The 19,535-nt window shown below is 52.0% G+C and carries 17 protein-coding genes, 2 tRNA genes, 3 rRNA genes and 1 pseudogene; 8 read left to right on the top strand and 15 right to left on the bottom strand.

The window, feature by feature from the left end; translation table 11 throughout:
* Positions 1–15: 15 nt before the first annotated feature.
* The 11 genes from C4J90_RS19970 to C4J90_RS19920 form a co-directional block, all read right to left on the bottom strand.
* Positions 16–612, bottom strand: a complete 597-nt coding sequence (locus C4J90_RS19970) for a tail assembly protein (protein WP_124421235.1) — start codon at positions 610–612, stop codon at positions 16–18.
* Positions 613–1,034: 422 nt separating this feature from the next.
* Positions 1,035–1,337 (bottom strand): hypothetical protein, encoded by a 303-nt coding sequence (locus C4J90_RS27225; RefSeq protein WP_256658884.1) that lies wholly within the window; start codon positions 1,335–1,337, stop codon positions 1,035–1,037.
* A 23-nt stretch (positions 1,338–1,360) separates the two neighbouring features.
* Positions 1,361–1,894 carry a hypothetical protein gene (locus tag C4J90_RS27220; RefSeq protein ID WP_256658883.1) on the bottom strand — a complete coding sequence of 178 codons (534 nt, stop codon included), beginning with the start codon at positions 1,892–1,894 and terminating at the stop codon, positions 1,361–1,363.
* 174 nt (positions 1,895–2,068) lie between these two features.
* On the bottom strand, positions 2,069–2,500 hold the full coding sequence (locus C4J90_RS19950; protein WP_124420646.1) for a hypothetical protein: 432 nt from the start codon (positions 2,498–2,500) through the stop codon (positions 2,069–2,071).
* Positions 2,497–2,760: a hypothetical protein gene (locus C4J90_RS27215; protein ID WP_256658882.1), complete on the bottom strand. Its 264-nt coding sequence runs from the start codon at positions 2,758–2,760 to the stop codon at positions 2,497–2,499. Before C4J90_RS27215 ends, C4J90_RS19950 begins: the two co-directional genes overlap by 4 nt.
* Positions 2,761–3,643: 883 nt before the next feature.
* A complete protein-coding gene (locus C4J90_RS19940; protein ID WP_256658994.1) occupies positions 3,644–4,474 on the bottom strand; it encodes an IS3 family transposase in 831 nt (276 codons plus the stop codon).
* Between the two features lie 8 nt (positions 4,475–4,482).
* On the bottom strand, positions 4,483–4,791 hold the full coding sequence (locus C4J90_RS27210; protein WP_256658881.1) for a transposase: 309 nt from the start codon (positions 4,789–4,791) through the stop codon (positions 4,483–4,485).
* Between the two features lie 258 nt (positions 4,792–5,049).
* Positions 5,050–6,420, bottom strand: coding sequence for a PIN-like domain-containing protein (locus C4J90_RS19935; RefSeq protein ID WP_124420645.1), 1,371 nt, complete (start codon positions 6,418–6,420; stop codon positions 5,050–5,052).
* A 114-nt stretch (positions 6,421–6,534) separates the two neighbouring features.
* Positions 6,535–6,801 (bottom strand): hypothetical protein, encoded by a 267-nt coding sequence (locus tag C4J90_RS19930; protein WP_124420644.1) that lies wholly within the window; start codon positions 6,799–6,801, stop codon positions 6,535–6,537.
* Positions 6,801–6,995 (bottom strand): YodC family protein, encoded by a 195-nt coding sequence (locus C4J90_RS19925; protein ID WP_124420643.1) that lies wholly within the window; start codon positions 6,993–6,995, stop codon positions 6,801–6,803. The genes C4J90_RS19930 and C4J90_RS19925 overlap by 1 nt, the downstream gene beginning before the upstream one ends.
* 684 nt (positions 6,996–7,679) lie before the next feature.
* Positions 7,680–8,714, bottom strand: coding sequence for a DUF4365 domain-containing protein (locus C4J90_RS19920; protein ID WP_124420642.1), 1,035 nt, complete (start codon positions 8,712–8,714; stop codon positions 7,680–7,682).
* A 357-nt stretch (positions 8,715–9,071) separates the two neighbouring features.
* Here C4J90_RS19920 and C4J90_RS27205 point away from each other — a divergent pair, with 357 nt between their 5' ends.
* Positions 9,072–9,299 (top strand): hypothetical protein, encoded by a 228-nt coding sequence (locus C4J90_RS27205; RefSeq protein ID WP_124420641.1) that lies wholly within the window; start codon positions 9,072–9,074, stop codon positions 9,297–9,299.
* A gap of 93 nt (positions 9,300–9,392) precedes the next feature.
* On the top strand, positions 9,393–9,758 hold the full coding sequence (locus C4J90_RS27200) for a hypothetical protein (RefSeq protein WP_256658880.1): 366 nt from the start codon (positions 9,393–9,395) through the stop codon (positions 9,756–9,758).
* Between the two features lie 104 nt (positions 9,759–9,862).
* On the opposite strand, the gene C4J90_RS19905 is transcribed toward C4J90_RS27200, so the two are convergent.
* From C4J90_RS19905 to C4J90_RS27490, 3 genes are all read right to left on the bottom strand, one after another.
* A complete protein-coding gene (locus C4J90_RS19905) occupies positions 9,863–10,516 on the bottom strand; it encodes a hypothetical protein (protein WP_256658879.1) in 654 nt (217 codons plus the stop codon).
* Between the two features lie 262 nt (positions 10,517–10,778).
* Positions 10,779–11,015 carry a helix-turn-helix domain-containing protein gene (locus C4J90_RS19900; protein WP_124420639.1) on the bottom strand — a complete coding sequence of 79 codons (237 nt, stop codon included), beginning with the start codon at positions 11,013–11,015 and terminating at the stop codon, positions 10,779–10,781.
* Between the two features lie 118 nt (positions 11,016–11,133).
* Entirely contained in the window at positions 11,134–11,226 is a 93-nt protein-coding gene (locus C4J90_RS27490) for a hypothetical protein (protein WP_372237508.1), read from the bottom strand.
* Positions 11,227–11,523: 297 nt separating this feature from the next.
* On the opposite strand from C4J90_RS27490, the gene C4J90_RS19890 reads away from it, so the two are divergent.
* Entirely contained in the window at positions 11,524–11,994 is a 471-nt protein-coding gene (locus tag C4J90_RS19890; RefSeq protein ID WP_124420638.1) for a hypothetical protein, read from the top strand.
* Here C4J90_RS19890 and C4J90_RS19885 read toward each other — a convergent pair.
* Positions 11,991–13,203: pseudogene (locus C4J90_RS19885) on the bottom strand (tyrosine-type recombinase/integrase). The gene C4J90_RS19890 and the pseudogene C4J90_RS19885 sit on opposite strands and share 4 nt — an antisense overlap.
* Before the next feature lie 716 nt (positions 13,204–13,919).
* Here C4J90_RS19885 and C4J90_RS19875 point away from each other — a divergent pair.
* From C4J90_RS19875 to rrf, 5 genes are all read left to right on the top strand, one after another.
* Positions 13,920–15,456, top strand: a 16S ribosomal RNA gene (locus C4J90_RS19875).
* Positions 15,457–15,538: 82 nt separating this feature from the next.
* Positions 15,539–15,615, top strand: a tRNA-Ile gene (locus C4J90_RS19870).
* Positions 15,616–15,645: 30 nt separating this feature from the next.
* Positions 15,646–15,721 (top strand) — tRNA-Ala (locus tag C4J90_RS19865).
* A gap of 249 nt (positions 15,722–15,970) precedes the next feature.
* A 23S ribosomal RNA gene (locus C4J90_RS19860) occupies positions 15,971–18,862 on the top strand.
* A gap of 171 nt (positions 18,863–19,033) precedes the next feature.
* Positions 19,034–19,149, top strand: a 5S ribosomal RNA gene (gene rrf / locus C4J90_RS19855).
* Together the 16S, 23S and 5S rRNA genes with 2 tRNA genes alongside form the textbook arrangement of a ribosomal RNA operon.
* Positions 19,150–19,535 lie beyond the last annotated feature (386 nt).

Here is a 19,535-nt window from a genome sequence, read left to right as displayed (position 1 = left end):
GTTGGTATATCAAGTTTACATTTTGTCTTCGGCATAAATCGCGGCACTAATGATTGCCCCACCCCAGCGGCGCTCGCCGATGCAGAGTGGTACTGGGTTACCAGATGCCGTGGTGTTCTTGGCGCTGCCGAAGGCGTAGCCGGGGGTGTTCTCGGGTGCTGCGCTGGTCTTTAGACCGCCGGCCTGGGGGCTGAGCATTTGAATGACGCCGCCGACGACCATACCCACGCCAGATGCAAACAGACCGGCTGATACTGGAGGCGCCCAGAACGTGAAGAATGACGCTGCGATCAGCACGGCGCCGATGACGGTTTGCAGAGCTCCCGAGCGTTTGCTGCCTACGATTACAGGGGCAATGATGATGTCGCCTTTGCCCTGAAATCCAAGCTCACCCTCACCGATATTTTTCTTGCCTCGAAAGATTGCGAACACGAGCCCGCGAGACTTTGAGTTAGACAGAAACCGTTCAAACCCTGGGATCTGCACTGACAGTGCTTTGATGGCCTCGGCCGGCGTGCGGACGGAGAACTGGTAGGACTTACCGAATTGCCGTAGCTGCCCGTACAGTTTGATGGTGGTGAGCGGGGCGTATTCGATTGCTGTAGCGGCCATGGGGCCTCCTATGGATTGGTGGAAGGGGCTGGAAGCCCCAAGGCGAATGGCGAGCACTGCGCGCGACATATGCGCCTGGTCGATGGTCAGTTGTTCCTGGCGTGGGTCGTAGTTCCACACCCGGTTGTAGATCGTCTCGCTGGCCCGGGCGCCGCGGAATGCTCCCCTCAGCAGATCGGCCGAAACCCTGGCCTCTTCCTCGGTGAAGAAGGGGCCGTCGACGGTTACCTGCTGGCCACCACTGACGTGCTGGACCTCCCACACCGTGTAGCCGGCGTCCGGCCCTTGGATCAGCTCGTAGGGTTTGAATTTCTGCGTTTTGCACGCCTCGGTAAAGCGCTCTTGAAAGGTCATATCGTCACACTCACAAAGTCTGCCGCTGATCGGCGCTACCAATACTTGCGTAGCGCACGGATGGGCAGTTAGGCCGCTTCAGATTGATCAGGGGTCGCTTTTGCAGAGGTGCGAGTGGGCATTTTCGCCAGCCATTCGCGAAGTGCTTCGGAGCCCTCACAGCCCGATCGCCACTTCTCAAACCGGCCGGTGTACCCATTCGAATTGGCGACCATACCGCTCAGTGCGACACCAGCATTGGAGGCGGTGGCCAGCACGTCATCGTAGATCGCTAGCATCTGCTTGAGCCCTTCAATCTCCTCGGCGCGGGACGCTGCAATACCTGCACGCGAAAGGCTGTCAGCCGCCTCTGGCGATAGTCCGGAAAGCATTGGGTTTGCCCTGAGCACCGCCTCTACACGTCGGGATGACTACCTGCACGCGCCTCAGCGACCAGTCGCTGGCGCTCTTCCGGCTTAAGGCTCCGCACGATGGCTCGTAGCTCCTGATCAGCCAGGAAGCCAACAACGTCCGAGCTTGCGCGAGGCGTGACCGGAGCAAAGCCGTTGACCACTGTTTGGGCCGGCGTCAGCATATCCTTTGCCGCCTTTTCCATAGCCGGCATCAAGACAGGAACGATCCCGTCGATCTGCTCCTTGCCCTTGCGCTCGATGGCCGCGGCGTTGAGGTCTTTGTTTCCACGAATCGAGAGAATTTCTTCTCCAAGGTCCTTGAAAGTCTCCAGCGCCAAGCCCTGCAAATGGCGAACCGACTTCAGCAAGCCACCGGCCTGCCAAGTTCCTTTGGTGCCATCGGGGCGCTGAATATTGAAGGTTCTTGCCTCTACCTGAGAGTGCTCGTATTCGGAGTAGTGGAGGTTGGCCAAGCCAACTTTGAGGACGGATCGTTTGCCGATTTTCATTGGGTTACCTTTTGATTGTTTGGCCATGGTTCGGCCGGTTTTTGGTCTGATGATTCGCTCAGGATTTGGAGTAGGGACACGTTTTCTCGGGCGCTAACGCCGGCTGCTGCTTCGTGCAGCTCGTCCATAAGGGCGCTGATCTCTCGCACGTCACGAGTGAATTGAATGAGCCCGGATTGCTGACGCAGCTTGGCCACCTGGCTACGGATGCTCATGGCGGGCCTCAATGATCAGTTGGTACTGTTCTGCGACGTGGTCTTTGATGTCTCGCCCATCAGCCAGCGGCGGGAAGATCCAGGCACCCGGACTTGGGAATGGCCGCATATCCATCACACCTACCGGAGCGGGACGGCGGAGGCTTTCAATTGCGCGGACGTGGAGAATGAACGCCTCTGCCAGATTGGCCGCGTCGCTGCTGTTCATGGTGCATAGTGGGAAGTGCATCACCGTTTGCACGCCCAGGACTGGATAGTTGAATGAATGGCCCACGGTCTTTAGGTAGTCCATCTCGTCCTCAACCGCGTCAACCCTGCAGTCCACCACCGTCAACATAACGAGAACTGTCTCTTCGTCGTCGGCGCCGATCTTTTCTGCAATTCGCTTGAGCTCGGCCCGCATCCACTTAATGCTCATTGCCGCATTCCCTCCATCTGCTCGCGGAGTTCTTCGACGGCCTTCTGTAGCTCGGCAACTTCAATGACCCGGGCAACAGCGCCTAGCCCTTCGATCAATGCTTTGCCCTGGTCGGGCGGTAGCTCGCCGGCGGCAACTGCGCGAAGGATTGATTTGGCTGCGCTGGGTAAGTCGGTGTCGTCGAGTTCGAAGCACACTGTCTCGGTAGTTGGCTTGATTGGTGGTACCAGGCGCTCAAGGATCAGCCGACAAGCCTGCATATCGCCCTTCTTGGCTGCTGTCAGAACCTTCTTGTCACGGCGTCTGCACCTTCCGCGAGTCGGGCGCGCAGCTCTTGCGTCTGGCCGGATCGGCCGCCGGGATTACCCGACTGTCCGGGCTTCCATTTGCCGGCTTTATCGCGATCAGTCATGCGGCCGGCGATTCGATGGCGATGACCGGTTTGTTTTCAGCGAGCGCTATCAGCAGGGCGGATGCTTGAACGCTTCCGTCTGCTGCGGCTTCGCGAAGGCGGCCCCAGGCGGCAGCAACTTCGGAGCGAGTTGGTTTGTGCTGACGTCCTCGGGCGGGCTTAGCTGTGTTCATAGGTGCTGCCTCGAATGGGTTTTGATTGGCTCAAAAACTCACATTAAGCATGATCTGATCATTTATCCAGTGCTTTTTAGGTGCACTCTAGGTGATACACATAACCGGATTAAACGGGACTGAAATAGTTAGTTTTGGATGGATTGAAGAGGGCATTTTTGTTGCATTAAGTCTAGGGTAAGCAAAGTGATACATGGCCATGCTTTCGGCTTAGTCCAACCACTGATTGAGGATCGAGCGGGGAGGGCTGACCTACCGTTTCGGGATGTCAGGTTTCCGCGCCACGTTTTGTGAGATGTGAAAACGTGGCGCGGATTTGATGCATCCAGTTTTGGGTGCATCTTCCACCAGTGGTGGAACATCCATGATCGGGGGAATTTAAAAGCAGGATTTCCTGCTTTGGAGTGAGGCAAATCTGGCTGATCAGATGCAATTCTGTCCGTGAGACAGATTTAGACGAGGTGGCGCTTCACCACCCCACCGCTTAAAGGTGAGCAAGGAGCACGATTGAGCGAAGGTGTGAACTGGTCAAGTAATCCCGGACACCGATTACGGTGTTTATGCCACTTTTTGCTCCATGGCTATTGGCGACAGGTATTTGTTGTAGCTGTGGAGCCTGATTCGGTTGTATCGCATGAAGAAGCTGGTCATATCCTGCTTGGCTTCTTCAACCGTCATATAGCCCTTGGTGGGCACCCACTCTGATTTGAGCGTCCCGAAGAAACGCTCTATTGGTGCATTGTCCCAGCACTGCCCTCTGCGGCTCATGCTTTGGGTTATCCCATACTCCAGCAACGCGGACTGAAAGAGCTGGCTGGTGTATTGGCAGCCTTGATCCGAATGAAACATCAAGCCTGCATGTTTGCCTCGAACCTCCACCGCCATTCTCAGCGCCTTGCTAACCAGGTTGGCGTCATTGATCAGAGAAAACGCCCAACCAACGATTCGGCGGGCGAACAGATCAATGACCACTGCCAAGTGATACCAGCGTTTCCCAACCATCAGGCTGGTAACGTCGCCGCACCAGACTTGATTAATTGCGGTTGGCTCGAAGTTACGCTCAAGCAAGTTCTTGGCCACAAATGCTTCGACGCCTCTAGAGCGATACTGATGGCGGCGGCGCTGCCTGCTGGCCAGATTTGCCTCCGCCATGAGTCTTGCGACTAAATACCTCCCCACCTTGATCTGCTGGGCCTTCAGGCGCTGAGAGATCATCCGCGCGCCTGCGCTTTCTCGGCTTTCGACATGCAGTTGCACGACTTTTGCTCTAAGCGCGTCACGCTTGGTATTTGGCGCTGAGCGACGCTTAATCCAGTCATAAAACGCGCTGCGAGAAACGCCTAGTGCACTGCAAAGCAGGCTGGTCGGATATGAACTCGACTCCCTCAGTTCCTCGATCAGGAAAAACGATCGGGATCCGACATCAAGAGAGCCGTAGCCTTTTTTAAGATTTCAGCCTCACTCTCCAGGCGCTTGACCTTGGCTCGTAGCTGTTGAAGCTCTCGCTGTTCGTCGCTGATAGCCTTGGTACCTGCCACTGGCTGCCCTTTGTGATGCTCTTTACGAACCTGATCAACCCAGCGGCGCAGAGCCGTAGGGCCAACGTCCATCGATGCACAGACGTCGGGAACTGAGCAGTTATCATCAAGAACCATGCTTGCAGCACGTTGCTTGAACTCGTGGGTGTAGGTCTTTCGCTGTTTCATGGAACCTCCTGATTGGGCGAATCATATCGCCCTTAAGAGGTGTCCGGGATCATTAGGCCAGTTCAGGTGTTGCTGTCATCGCAATACCTGCTCCAGCCTGCTGTCAGGAGAAGCGGGAGCCAAGCAGACCAAACGGTCCGAGTCGGCTCCTTTGGTCTGTCTCGCAGTAATCAAAATTGCCACAACTGAGCGCTTGGCCTAGCGCTAGGGACCCCTTGGGCCTGAGGGTTTCTCCACCTTGTGACGTTGTCTGGAATGTTACCAAGTGTTAATCGGCCAGAGTTTTGTGATTGTTGGGAAGTTTCCAGTGGACTCCATTAATGCTGCTTGTATTGATATGTTGCGGTTGTGGTTAAAATTAGTGTGTTTTTTTAGAATTTTTGACAGTGCTGGTAAGTCACTTTCCTTGTTTACTACCCATATGATAGTGAGGTCGTCAAATAGATCTTCATTGAAAAAGCTTTCAGTCTCGCAGATGTCATTAAAGATACGAAGCTCTCTGTCGAGGCGGTCTGGAGTAAATAGAAAAATCTCAAAAGCTAATATTTCTTCTTCATGATGAACTATAAAATCTGGAAAGTTTGCGCGAACGCCCTCAACGTACTGAAAAGTCGTCGACAGCCAATCCTTAATTGCGTACTCGGCATTTGTAGATGTCAAATCCACGTATGAGTCTGTTAAGTGTGTGACCGTATTGCTGATTGAGATTTTTCTTACGTCGTTCATTGCGTCTTCGGAGACGCTTGCCTGCAACGACTCTTTTGCATATTTTAGAAAACCTTCTGGCCTGTACATTAAAAAGGCTTCAAGTTTTCCGATGCGAAGGGCTTCATCAATTAACTCGGTTCTAGGTCCAACGTTGTTGCTTGAGCCTTCCCCATTGAGTTTTTGCCACCAATCTTCTTTGCCATCATCCGTTATAAAGATTAATTTCTTTGAGGTAAGGGTCTGGGCTTTATCTAATGTCTGCGACCAAGCTATATAGTCGCCATATTTACGCTTATAGAAAATCCCCTTGTGCATAAAGTCATCAGGTTTGTTTTTGTCTTTTTCATCATCTTTGTACCCCGGTGGAATCTTAAGTTTATACCTTGTTTCTGCCTCTTTGCTAAGGTCATCAACTTCCTTTTGCAATTTGTGGGCAGAACCTACCTTGCCTGAAAAAAGCTCTTCAATGAGTTTTTTTATAGGGTCATGTTCATTGATTTTTTGTTGGGAAGATTCTAGTGTTTCTAGCTCTTTGGAAAAGTTATTAGTCAGCTCTTCGAAGTCGTTGATCAGTTTTTCAGCATTTATAAGTGTGTGTCTGTTGTGAAGGCCTAGTTTGTAAATATCATCCTTCAGTTTGTTTTTTGTTGTGGTTAGTATCGTCCTCATTTCCTTGAAGCCATTTCCTTGACTTGCAATAACTGAGAGCCGGTTTCTTTGGAATTCTAAAGCTACATGATGTGGTATCCATATACGATCCTCTAATGTCTTCAGGATTTTTAAAAGCTCTCTACGTGTGCTTTCATGATATCGATAAAGATTCAGAAGAACGTTCGTGTCGAATACGAATAACGCACTTTCCCATACGTCCGGATAATTTAGTGATTCTGAATGATCGTATTCTGGAAATAGTTCTTTCATCTGCCCTCCATGCATGTTCTGTTTGTAGCTAATAGGAATGCCGTTAAATGCTGAAGCTTTTCTGCGATATGGGGCCGTCTGTCTCGCCGGAGTCAGAACTATTGGGTTTGCTCTTTAACCCCGTGCGTCTCGCCCCGGCTCATCTTCAGCAACCCTGAAACGCCAGTATCGATCTGGCTTCACCCAGACCACAATATCTGGAGTCAGCTTGCGGAAAGCAGCGAGTACTCCTTTGCCGATGACCTGATTACCATCGGCGTTTGTTGTTAGCAAATCTTCGCGCTTTGCTTTCACCAGGTGATCGACGACATCGTCTTGGTAGACGCACGCTTCAGTGTAAATTTGAGCTAGCATCCAAACCGCAATCGAGTCAGCGTCCATCAATTCACCTTTTGCTCTATCGTTGTAGCTTCCAAGCTATCTGGAAAAAACTCTCCCTGCTCAAGCTTCTTCCCTGCGAACCATTGGCAAATGAATGCATCGCTAATTTTTCGATATCCCTTCACTGTCATCACAGGGCCGCCCGACTTCAGCTTGACAAAGTCTCCGGTGGCAAACTCATTTCCTTCAGCCATAGCTCTGATCCTTTTTTGATATGAGGGACATCCCTTATGCGAAAGTACATTTAATGGCTGCTTGCTTTCAAGTCACTAGGGCTCTCGAATCAGCGCAGGGTAGGCACGGGCTATAGCAACGCGTGAGAGACCAAATCGTCTCAGTGAGACCAAAACGTCACACATTGGGAGATTTCCATGTAGACGCGTGGTGTTGCGGGACTTTTACTTGGCGGAGGTGGCGCACCAATTTGCGAAATTGGCGGTGTCAGTCGTACCACTCCTGGAAACGAGGCATTCAAAGCTGCCCTCATTGTCTGGAAGGAGAAATCTGTATCGGAATATCTGAAATGTGGCGAACCATTTCGCTTGTTGGATCGCGTTGCATCAGATGCTTGTTGAGTCAGCGTAGTACCCTCCATCATCGGTTCTCCAAGTGGGCGGGACTGCCGTGGCACTCGTTCGCATGGCTGATGTTTTTTTTTTGATCGATGGACGCTATGAATTTCTGCTTGTCAACATACGGAACTCGGTTTTTCTACACGTCCGAAATCTGTACTGGCGCTCAGTGATTTTTTTTTGTAGGATCTGCTGGTGGTCGATGCGTGCAAGAGAGAAGAAACCTCGCATGAGGTCCGCCGGCTTGATACTTCTAGTGAGTAGCAATGTGTCTGGATCAGTCTGAGAGCATCGCATCGACCACATTTATTTTTTCGAGCGACCTGGTTGGTAGACCGTATAAAACCATAGCTCTTTGCGCATAATATCTATCTTGGTAATGAGTTGTTCTGGTTGCTCAGGGCTCGTTGACTTACTGGTTTCCTCAGTATATGTAGTCCTTCTTTTCAATATCACCATTACTTCTGAGGATATTCGAGAGGGGCCTTCAACCCATGCTGAAATCCCTAAGTACTCGATAACAGACAGGCTTCCATCGCTGTTTTTCTGCTCTCCTCTTCGTGCTAATACTCGCCAGTCTTTTATCTCCGCAATTATTTTGGCAGCAATAGGCAGCAGGTCAAAACTTGTTAGGATTCGCGCTATAGGCCTTCCTCTTCGAGTAATATGAGACCAACCAGTTCGATTAATAATTACTGGTCCCAGCGAAGGGTTAGTCGGTAAGCTTTCTCTCCATTTTGTATAGAACCCCCAAGCGTTGAACTTAGCTGACTTGTTCAGCGCTCCCATTTTGTGATATGTCCCTGCTGGAAGTTTTATGACTGGTAATTGTGCCGAGAAAATTTGACGTCTTGCCAGCCGTGCTAGTGGGGATCTGCACTCAAGTGAAGGTTGAAATCGATTGATCTTAGGTATTTTTATTTGAGTTTCTGTGAAGTATGTCTCTTCAGATTTTAAGTTTACCCACCAAGCTTCCGTAGGTACCCCTTGCTGAACTTGTTTGACATAGATCAATATGGAAGGAACAGGAGACAGCTGCCATAGCTCCTTCTTGACTTCAAGGTCTGAAATTTTTGTAACGAAATGATCTTGTGATTCTGTAATTAAAGAGTCTCCTGTTTTTACTTGGATGTGAATCATCCCTCCCGTAAATGAGTGTCTCCATGAGCGTCTATCTTGTGGCCTTTTTTTGTTTATTTGTTTTGTTCTGATGTAAAGATATCCATCGAAGCCGTCGTCATTTTCCTGTGCCATTGCTTGGCAGGTCCACCCCCAAACTGCGGCAACGCTCTGTACAAAATTTGTGCTGAGAACTGAAATTCTATTGGACTCTGATGTCACGGCTTCTTCCTTGTTTTCCTGCGGCGGTTGCTTTCAACTTGCTTTCAGCATTTAGTTTTGCTGCCACTATAATCAGCTATTTTATTCAAAACGGCAGTCATAGGTAAGCTAATTTACTGCTTATCGACCTAGCGGGGAATTGGAGCAGGGGGGGGGCATTCAAAGCATCGCGCTCTTGCCCTTCGCTGACGCCCTCTTTGCTTTTCCTCCCGGCCTCTGATTCCTTTGGTTGTTCGTTACCGCTCCACGATAGTCACTGTTGGAGCGGAAGGCGGCTGCAATTATTTTACACTTTTCCATTGCGTAACTGCTAACGATATTGCATTATTGGAGTCGTGACTGCTAACGGATATTTTGATGAAGAACGAGAATTCGAGAGGTCCGCTATCTGCGGCTGATCGTCAGAGGATTTACAAGGATCGTCAGCGCCAAGCGGGATTCAGGCAGACTACTGTATGGATTCACGGCGAAACAGAGGAAGAGGGCCGGCGGGCGGCGCGAGAAGGAGAACCCTTGGCGCCTATGGAGTCGAAAGACCCTTTGAGCTGGGCCGCAGGCTGGATAAGTGAGAAGGGTAAGCAGTAATCGGCGGGATGTTTCGCCGATATTGAAGAGGTGCCAACCCGGTGTGTAACCACCGGGCCGGCTATCACACGACGACGCTTAGAGGCCAACGTCATGCAACTTTACCAAAATATCAGTAACGCCCTGAAAGGCCAAGATAAGCCCGAATTTGAAGTGGAGCGCTCGGCAGATTTTGAGTCAAGCGACTCTAGCGCCTTACACCTGCCCCTCTTCACCGAGAAGCAACGAACCTTAGTGGTTGAGCTCATTCTCGCAGAGCGGCGTTACGCTACTCGGTGGTGGACGCACCTAAGTGAGATGCGGCGGCGTAAGGAGCTCCCTGAGTGGGTTGCAGCGGACATTGGCACTCATGATGAGCATGACCTGCTGCTTGAGAGTAGGAAGGCCGTCAATCAGGCTCTGTTCGGCTCGGATGACCTGGGCGGCGATCAGCAATACCGCGCGGTGGTGTTGGAATAGGGCTGACAAACAACGATACCTCCGCGGCATCGAGGGCACTACCCCGAAACAGGGTGGTGCCCTTTTTCATTTGCTGGCGGTCGGTGCCTTCTCAGCAAAGTAGATCAGGTTGAGCTGTATGCCTCCAACCACTCATCAACACTCTGGTCCTGTGGTGGCTTAGGGGTGTGTATGGGGGAGTAAGGAAAGGTCTTGTAACCGTCCTCCCTTATTACCTTGTTTCCGTAGTTTGAAGCACACGTAGTTGGAAACGGCTGTAACCCTTGTGGTTCGTGGTCTGTAGGCATTTCCTTGTCCGGTACTTTTGTCCGGGAGTTGTCCGGCGCTTGTCCGGAAATTGTCCGGATGTTGTCCGGCAAAATTGCTGCTCTGAATTGTTCTGCGGTCAGACTGACAGGTACCAGGGTGCCGACTTTGAAGCGGTCATCAGTCACTGATCCAGTCACCAGGACGCTACGTAGCTTCCCCATGTAATCGTGCATAGCCGCCAGCCGCCGAGGAAAAGGCAGGCCGGTCCCCATCCAGAACTTGTAGAAGTGGCTGCGCTTGCCGATGCGGAATTGTCCTTTTGGTAGCAGAGCGCCAGCCTTAGCCGTAGCGGTGTTCCGCTGACGCGTCAGATCGGCGTTGAACACTGCGTAGACAGATTGGCCCGACAGCATCGAGACAAACTGAAGCGTGATACCGGCGCTCCGGGTTTTGCCGTAGTGCCCAGTTGAATAGCCTACGTACTCGAATGCATCCAGGCCTACCGACATAAGCACTTCACGGCAAATTCTGGCCCGGTTGGTACTGATCCACTCCGGCGGTACGGGCTTGCCGCTCGCCGGTTGAATGGCGAGCTGCCCAAGCTCAATGCTAACCGTGTGTCCACGGCTAAGTAGTTTTGTGGCTAGGCATTCCACTGAATCGACCTCAGCGTAACTCGGCTGGATAACCAGAGGGCCGAAGCCCAGAAGCAGTTCACAGGCAGGCGTAAGAGGTCGCCGCAATACTGGGGAGACCTCTGCGAACTCTGGATTACGACGCTTCGCGCATCAGGATGTACTTGGCGACGCGGTGAGGTGGGCGGCCTGGCTCGGTGGACTGATGCGTCCAGTAGGTGCGGATTTCGTGCCCCTTTTTTCTAAGGCGCCGAATGGTATTGGGTGGCTGGACGATGTCCAGGTCCTTGGCGGCTTCGATGGTCGATACCGGCCCGTGTCGCAGGGCCTCCATCATCTTGCGGTCTTGCTCAGTTGAAGAATGACGTATCATAGTTTGCCCTTCACGTTGGTGCTATCCAGTGTGTTTTCACTAAGGCGGTGTTCGAGCACCGCCTTGGCAACCTCTCGCGCAGCCATGCGCAACCCCCAATCCTTATTCTTTTCGCACTTCACCGTGCGCCGAACTTTGCTGCGCGCTCGATGGAGGCCTTCAGCTCGGATGCCAATGCCAGGCGCCGACGGCCGATTTTGAAAGTCTTGATTTCGCCTTGAGCGATTAGCTCGTAAGTGGCCGAGCGCGAGATACCAGAATGCGGGCAGACTCTTCGACGCCCACCGATAGCGGTGCCATTTGTTGCTGAGCTTGTTCCATGGTTATCTCCCTAAATTCCGACGCCGAAGCGGGTGTCGGCTGTTGCTAGGTTACAACGCATAAATCTATTTGTGCAAGCAAATGCTAAACAAACTCGTACTCGCACGGATTGACAGCGGTTTGCGTGTCACGCAAGCTGTGAATGTCAGGTCAGTAAGGCTGACCTCATCAGAGCAGATGGAAGGGTATGGCTACTAAGACGAGCAAACGCGCGGGCGAAACGAGCACTACTGTGAGCGTTGGGATTCGGATTGACCCGAAAATCAAGTTCGCGCTCGATATTATGGGGCGCCTGCAAAAGCGCTCTCTGACTGCGGTGATTGAGTGGGCGATCCTCAATACCTTAGAAAGAGAATATCTTGACCAGCACACAAACCTATCAAGCGAGATAGATCAGATTTGGTCCACGGACGAGATTAATCGGCTAGTCAACCTCGCTGAGCGGATGCCTCAAGCTTTGACGTACGACGAGCTCAGAATTTGGGAGACGATTAAGGTTTCTCGATATTTCTGGGGTGTAAAGGAAGGATCGGCCCTTTATCCGAATAAACTGAACGTGCCACTTCTTCGCGAGAACTGGGAAGAACTTATGCTGCACGTGGAAGAGAACAAAACTAGCAGCTACGTGAAACAGTTTTTTGAACCAATCCCTTTCTAGATCAACTCCACTGCAGCGGCTTTTGTCCCCGGCGCAAGGTGTGCGTAGCGCAAAGTCATCTTGATATCGGCGTGCCCCAGCAGATCCCGTACCGTGTTGAGCGGTACGCCGGCCATTACAAGGCGTGAAGCGAAGTCGTGACGCATATCGTGCCAACGGAACCCGTCGATCTGAGCCCGCTCAAGTAACTTGAGCCAGGCGCTTTTGACGTCCTCAAAGCGACCGCCGCCCTGACCTGGGAAGACATACGGCGACTTGTTCACCTGCTTCTTCCAGGCTTCCAGCACACCTATAGTCTCCTTGTTCATCGGGATGTGGCGCGTATCGCTTGTCTTGGTGGTGGCCCCGGCGACTGTGATTGTCTTCGTGTCGAAGTTCACCGCTGACCATTTCAAGTCAAATAGCTCTCCGCGCCTCATGCCTGTATTCAACGATACCAACACCATTGGCTTCAGGTGATCGGTGAAGGCCAGTTCCAGCAGGCTTGGCATCGGCTCTCTGTGGCGATCCGTCCGCCAGGCGTTTGCACTCTCGCGCTCGGCCCTCATTTCATCCTGTCGGGCGTCCAGGGCAGCGCGTAGACGCTTGGTCTCGTCGGCAGCCAGGTAGCGAATCACCCCCTTTGAATCGACTTTGAGCTGTTTCAGCTTGGCCAGAGGGTGCTCATCGATGTAATCCCACTCGACCGCCCGGCTGAATACTCCGCTGATAGAGCCCATTTTCCGGTTGACCGTGGAGCGCTTGTTGCCGGCCTGCATCCATCCTGTGCGGATCTGCTCCAGGTCTCGTCCGGTGATCGCGTCCAGGCGCTGGGCCATGATTGGGTCGAAGTTATTACTGAGGGTGTGCTGCGTCTTCTCGTGGCCTTTGTGATGAGCCTTGAACCACGGCATCATAGGTGTCGTCGATGAAGTCGCGCAGAGAGGGCAGGGCTGACCCCTTACGGCCCTGGGCGATGGCCAGGGGCTCGCCGTGGGCGTGGGCATCGGCTAATTACTGGGCGGCCTCGGTTCGGGCTTGGTCAAGAGTAAGCACGCCGACACGCCCAAGCGTAGCGTTCTTGTTTCGGCCCCAAGTGACCATATAGGACTTGTGACCACTGGGCAGTACGCGAATGAAGAAACCGGGTTGCACGGTGTCATGCACGCGGTATGCTTTCGCCTCGGCGGCTAGGCTGCCAATTAGCTTCTGAGTGATTTTGGTTTTCAAGGGTTCGACCGTGACAGCAGGGTAGCAGCAAAAAGCACTATACCGCTCGATGTTCACGGACTCAATGGGACTAAAAGGCCCAGTAATACTGGGCTTGTGGCTGTGTCTGTTGGGTCGAAATTGACCCTCCTAAGGGGAAGGTTGGCCGTTCGAACCGGCCCTGGGACACCATCCCCTCAGCTGTTGTCTTGTTGCGTTCGTCAATATCAAAGCCATTGCTCCCTTAGCGTCCTGACTGTAGCCGTAAGAAGTGCGGCGGTATTCAGTCGCTGGTTGATGGGCAATCGGATGGCAATGGTCCCTGGGTCGTCCTTTTGTTTCCTCTATATATAGAAGGGCGGTGGGATGGAAAAGAATTCCCAGGTTTTTGATTTAACTGCTTGACGCTGCTGCTTAAAACTGTAGAATTCGCATCCCGCTTACGAGAGATCGCAAGCGCAAGTGGTTGAAGTTGTTGAAGAAATCTTCGAAAACTTCTGAAAATAACCGCTTGACAGCAAATGAGGCTGCTGTAGAATGCGCGCCTCGGTTGAGACGAATAGCTCTTAACCAACCGCTCTTTAACAACTGAATCAAGCAATTCGTGTGGGTGCTTGTGGAGTCAGACTGATAGTCAACAAGATTGTCAGCATCACAAGTTACTCCGCGAGAAATCAAAGATGTAACCAACGATTGCTGAGCCAAGTTTAGGGTTTCTTAAAAACCCAAAGATGTTTGAACTGAAGAGTTTGATCATGGCTCAGATTGAACGCTGGCGGCAGGCCTAACACATGCAAGTCGAGCGGTAGAGAGAAGCTTGCTTCTCTTGAGAGCGGCGGACGGGTGAGTAATGCCTAGGAATCTGCCTGGTAGTGGGGGATAACGTTCGGAAACGGACGCTAATACCGCATACGTCCTACGGGAGAAAGCAGGGGACCTTCGGGCCTTGCGCTATCAGATGAGCCTAGGTCGGATTAGCTAGTTGGTGAGGTAATGGCTCACCAAGGCGACGATCCGTAACTGGTCTGAGAGGATGATCAGTCACACTGGAACTGAGACACGGTCCAGACTCCTACGGGAGGCAGCAGTGGGGAATATTGGACAATGGGCGAAAGCCTGATCCAGCCATGCCGCGTGTGTGAAGAAGGTCTTCGGATTGTAAAGCACTTTAAGTTGGGAGGAAGGGCAGTTACCTAATACGTGATTGTTTTGACGTTACCGACAGAATAAGCACCGGCTAACTCTGTGCCAGCAGCCGCGGTAATACAGAGGGTGCAAGCGTTAATCGGAATTACTGGGCGTAAAGCGCGCGTAGGTGGTTTGTTAAGTTGGATGTGAAATCCCCGGGCTCAACCTGGGAACTGCATTCAAAACTGACTGACTAGAGTGTGGTAGAGGGTGGTGGAATTTCCTGTGTAGCGGTGAAATGCGTAGATATAGGAAGGAACACCAGTGGCGAAGGCGACCACCTGGACCAACACTGACACTGAGGTGCGAAAGCGTGGGGAGCAAACAGGATTAGATACCCTGGTAGTCCACGCCGTAAACGATGTCAACTAGCCGTTGGGAGCCTTGAGCTCTTAGTGGCGCAGCTAACGCATTAAGTTGACCGCCTGGGGAGTACGGCCGCAAGGTTAAAACTCAAATGAATTGACGGGGGCCCGCACAAGCGGTGGAGCATGTGGTTTAATTCGAAGCAACGCGAAGAACCTTACCAGGCCTTGACATCCAATGAACTTTCCAGAGATGGATTGGTGCCTTCGGGAGCATTGAGACAGGTGCTGCATGGCTGTCGTCAGCTCGTGTCGTGAGATGTTGGGTTAAGTCCCGTAACGAGCGCAACCCTTGTCCTTAGTTACCAGCACGTAATGGTGGGCACTCTAAGGAGACTGCCGGTGACAAACCGGAGGAAGGTGGGGATGACGTCAAGTCATCATGGCCCTTACGGCCTGGGCTACACACGTGCTACAATGGTCGGTACAGAGGGTTGCCAAGCCGCGAGGTGGAGCTAATCCCAGAAAACCGATCGTAGTCCGGATCGCAGTCTGCAACTCGACTGCGTGAAGTCGGAATCGCTAGTAATCGCGAATCAGAATGTCGCGGTGAATACGTTCCCGGGCCTTGTACACACCGCCCGTCACACCATGGGAGTGGGTTGCACCAGAAGTAGCTAGTCTAACCTTCGGGAGGACGGTTACCACGGTGTGATTCATGACTGGGGTGAAGTCGTAACAAGGTAGCCGTAGGGGAACCTGCGGCTGGATCACCTCCTTAATCGACGACATCAGCTGCTCCATAAGTTCCCACACGAATTGCTTGATTCATTGAAGAAGACGAAAAGAAGCAGCCCGAAATTGGGTCTGTAGCTCAGTTGGTTAGAGCGCACCCCTGATAAGGGTGAGGTCGGCAGTTCGAATCTGCCCAGACCCACCAATTTTGTGTGGGAAACGCCTGTAGAAATACGGGGCCATAGCTCAGCTGGGAGAGCGCCTGCCTTGCACGCAGGAGGTCAACGGTTCGATCCCGTTTGGCTCCACCACTACTGCTTCTGTTTGTAGAAAGCTTAGAAATGAGCATTCCATCGTTGTGATGGTGAATGTTGATTTCTAGTCTTTGACTAGTTCGTTCTTTAAAAATTTGGGTATGTGATAGAAAGATAGACTGAACGTTACTTTCACTGGTAACGGCTCAGGCTAAGGTAAAATTTGTGAGTCGCTCTTAATTGAGTATGATCGAATTTTCGGCGAATGTTGTCTTCACAGTATAACCAGATTGCTTGGGGTTATATGGTCAAGTGAAGAAGCGCATACGGTGGATGCCTTGGCAGTCAGAGGCGATGAAAGACGTGGTAGCCTGCGAAAAGCTTCGGGGAGTCGGCAAACAGACTTTGATCCGGAGATGTCTGAATGGGGGAACCCAGCCATCATAAGATGGTTACCTTACACTGAATACATAGGTGTATGGAGCGAACCAGGGGAACTGAAACATCTAAGTACCCTGAGGAAAAGAAATCAACCGAGATTCCCTTAGTAGTGGCGAGCGAACGGGGACTAGCCCTTAAGTGGCTTTGAGATTAGCGGAACGCTCTGGAAAGTGCGGCCATAGTGGGTGATAGCCCTGTACGCGAAAATCTCTTAGTCATGAAATCGAGTAGGACGGAGCACGAGAAACTTTGTCTGAATATGGGGGGACCATCCTCCAAGGCTAAATACTACTGACTGACCGATAGTGAACTAGTACCGTGAGGGAAAGGCGAAAAGAACCCCGGAGAGGGGAGTGAAATAGATCCTGAAACCGTATGCGTACAAGCAGTGGGAGCCTACTTTGTTAGGTGACTGCGTACCTTTTGTATAATGGGTCAGCGACTTATTTTCAGTGGCGAGCTTAACCGAATAGGGGAGGCGTAGCGAAAGCGAGTCTTAATAGGGCGTCTAGTCGCTGGGAATAGACCCGAAACCGGGCGATCTATCCATGGGCAGGTTGAAGGTTGGGTAACACTAACTGGAGGACCGAACCGACTACCGTTGAAAAGTTAGCGGATGACCTGTGGATCGGAGTGAAAGGCTAATCAAGCTCGGAGATAGCTGGTTCTCCTCGAAAGCTATTTAGGTAGCGCCTCATGTATCACTGTAGGGGGTAGAGCACTGTTTCGGCTAGGGGGTCATCCCGACTTACCAAACCGATGCAAACTCCGAATACCTACAAGTGCCGAGCATGGGAGACACACGGCGGGTGCTAACGTCCGTCGTGAAAAGGGAAACAACCCAGACCGTCAGCTAAGGTCCCAAAGTTATGGTTAAGTGGGAAACGATGTGGGAAGGCTTAGACAGCTAGGAGGTTGGCTTAGAAGCAGCCACCCTTTAAAGAAAGCGTAATAGCTCACTAGTCGAGTCGGCCTGCGCGGAAGATGTAACGGGGCTCAAACCATACACCGAAGCTACGGGTATCACGTAAGTGATGCGGTAGAGGAGCGTTCTGTAAGCCTGTGAAGGTGAGTTGAGAAGCTTGCTGGAGGTATCAGAAGTGCGAATGCTGACATGAGTAACGACAATGGGTGTGAAAAACACCCACGCCGAAAGACCAAGGTTTCCTGCGCAACGTTAATCGACGCAGGGTTAGTCGGTCCCTAAGGCGAGGCTGAAAAGCGTAGTCGATGGAAAACAGGTTAATATTCCTGTACTTCTGGTTATTGCGATGGAGGGACGGAGAAGGCTAGGCCAGCTTGGCGTTGGTTGTCCAAGTTTAAGGTGGTAGGCTGGAATCTTAGGTAAATCCGGGATTCTAAGGCCGAGAGCTGATGACGAGTTGTCTTTTAGACGACGAAGTGGTTGATGCCATGCTTCCAAGAAAAGCTTCTAAGCTTCAGGTAACCAGGAACCGTACCCCAAACCGACACAGGTGGTTGGGTAGAGAATACCAAGGCGCTTGAGAGAACTCGGGTGAAGGAACTAGGCAAAATGGCACCGTAACTTCGGGAGAAGGTGCGCCGGTGAGGGTGAAGGACTTGCTCCGTAAGCTCATGCCGGTCGAAGATACCAGGCCGCTGCGACTGTTTATTAAAAACACAGCACTCTGCAAACACGAAAGTGGACGTATAGGGTGTGACGCCTGCCCGGTGCCGGAAGGTTAATTGATGGGGTTAGCTAACGCGAAGCTCTTGATCGAAGCCCCGGTAAACGGCGGCCGTAACTATAACGGTCCTAAGGTAGCGAAATTCCTTGTCGGGTAAGTTCCGACCTGCACGAATGGCGTAACGATGGCGGCGCTGTCTCCACCCGAGACTCAGTGAAATTGAAATCGCTGTGAAGATGCAGTGTATCCGCGGCTAGACGGAAAGACCCCGTGAACCTTTACTATAGCTTTGCACTGGACTTTGAATTTGCTTGTGTAGGATAGGTGGGAGGCTTTGAAGCGTGGACGCCAGTTCGCGTGGAGCCAACCTTGAAATACCACCCTGGCAACTTTGAGGTTCTAACTCAGGTCCGTTATCCGGATCGAGGACAGTGTATGGTGGGTAGTTTGACTGGGGCGGTCTCCTCCTAAAGAGTAACGGAGGAGTACGAAGGTGCGCTCAGACCGGTCGGAAATCGGTCGTAGAGTATAAAGGCAAAAGCGCGCTTGACTGCGAGACAGACACGTCGAGCAGGTACGAAAGTAGGTCTTAGTGATCCGGTGGTTCTGTATGGAAGGGCCATCGCTCAACGGATAAAAGGTACTCCGGGGATAACAGGCTGATACCGCCCAAGAGTTCATATCGACGGCGGTGTTTGGCACCTCGATGTCGGCTCATCACATCCTGGGGCTGAAGCCGGTCCCAAGGGTATGGCTGTTCGCCATTTAAAGTGGTACGCGAGCTGGGTTTAGAACGTCGTGAGACAGTTCGGTCCCTATCTGCCGTGGACGTTTGAGATTTGAGAGGGGCTGCTCCTAGTACGAGAGGACCGGAGTGGACGAACCTCTGGTGTTCCGGTTGTCACGCCAGTGGCATTGCCGGGTAGCTATGTTCGGAATAGATAACCGCTGAAAGCATCTAAGCGGGAAACTAGCCTCAAGATGAGATCTCACTGGGACCTTGAGTCCCCTGAAGGGCCGTCGAAGACTACGACGTTGATAGGTTGGGTGTGTAAGCGCTGTGAGGCGTTGAGCTAACCAATACTAATTGCCCGTGAGGCTTGACCATATAACACCCAAGCAATTTGACTACTCCTGACTTTAAAAAAGCAGAAGCAACAGATTGCGGTGTGTGAAGACGCAATGAACCGAAAGTTCGAGGCTCACAAAACACCGACTTCTATCCCATACCCAATTTGCTGAAGCGAGGCCATCTGGCCACGACTCAGTACCCGAATTTCTTGACGACCATAGAGCATTGGAACCACCTGATCCCATCCCGAACTCAGTAGTGAAACGATGCATCGCCGATGGTAGTGTGGGGTTTCCCCATGTGAGAGTAGGTCATCGTCAAGATTAAATTCCGAAACCCCATTTGCGAAAGCAGATGGGGTTTTGTTTTGCGCGGTCGAAACCCACATCTCTTGCAGACACAAGCCTGCTCGCGAGAACTCCAACCCCGACGCGAACGTACCAGGAAGGCTCTATATCCTATAGAACGCTCTATTCGGGCCTTTTATGGCATTTACCCAAAGACCAGTCGAACCTTGCCTATGATCAGGGTTCACAGGTGGTGCGTTGTATATTTATCTCCACTTCATGTACCTCGCAGACGCGCATACAGCGTCTGAACGGTTAAGCAAAATAATCCCGGAAACGGCTCATGCCGCCTGTCCGGACCCGACCACTGCGGACTATCATGCCGATAGCCCTGTCCCCTCACTGCAAGGAGCCGCTCGGAA

This window comes from Pseudomonas sp. R2-60-08W (assembly GCF_003852335.1).
Taxonomy (GTDB): Bacteria; Pseudomonadota; Gammaproteobacteria; order Pseudomonadales; family Pseudomonadaceae; genus Aquipseudomonas.
This window is presented reverse-complemented; position numbering and strand designations above follow the sequence as displayed.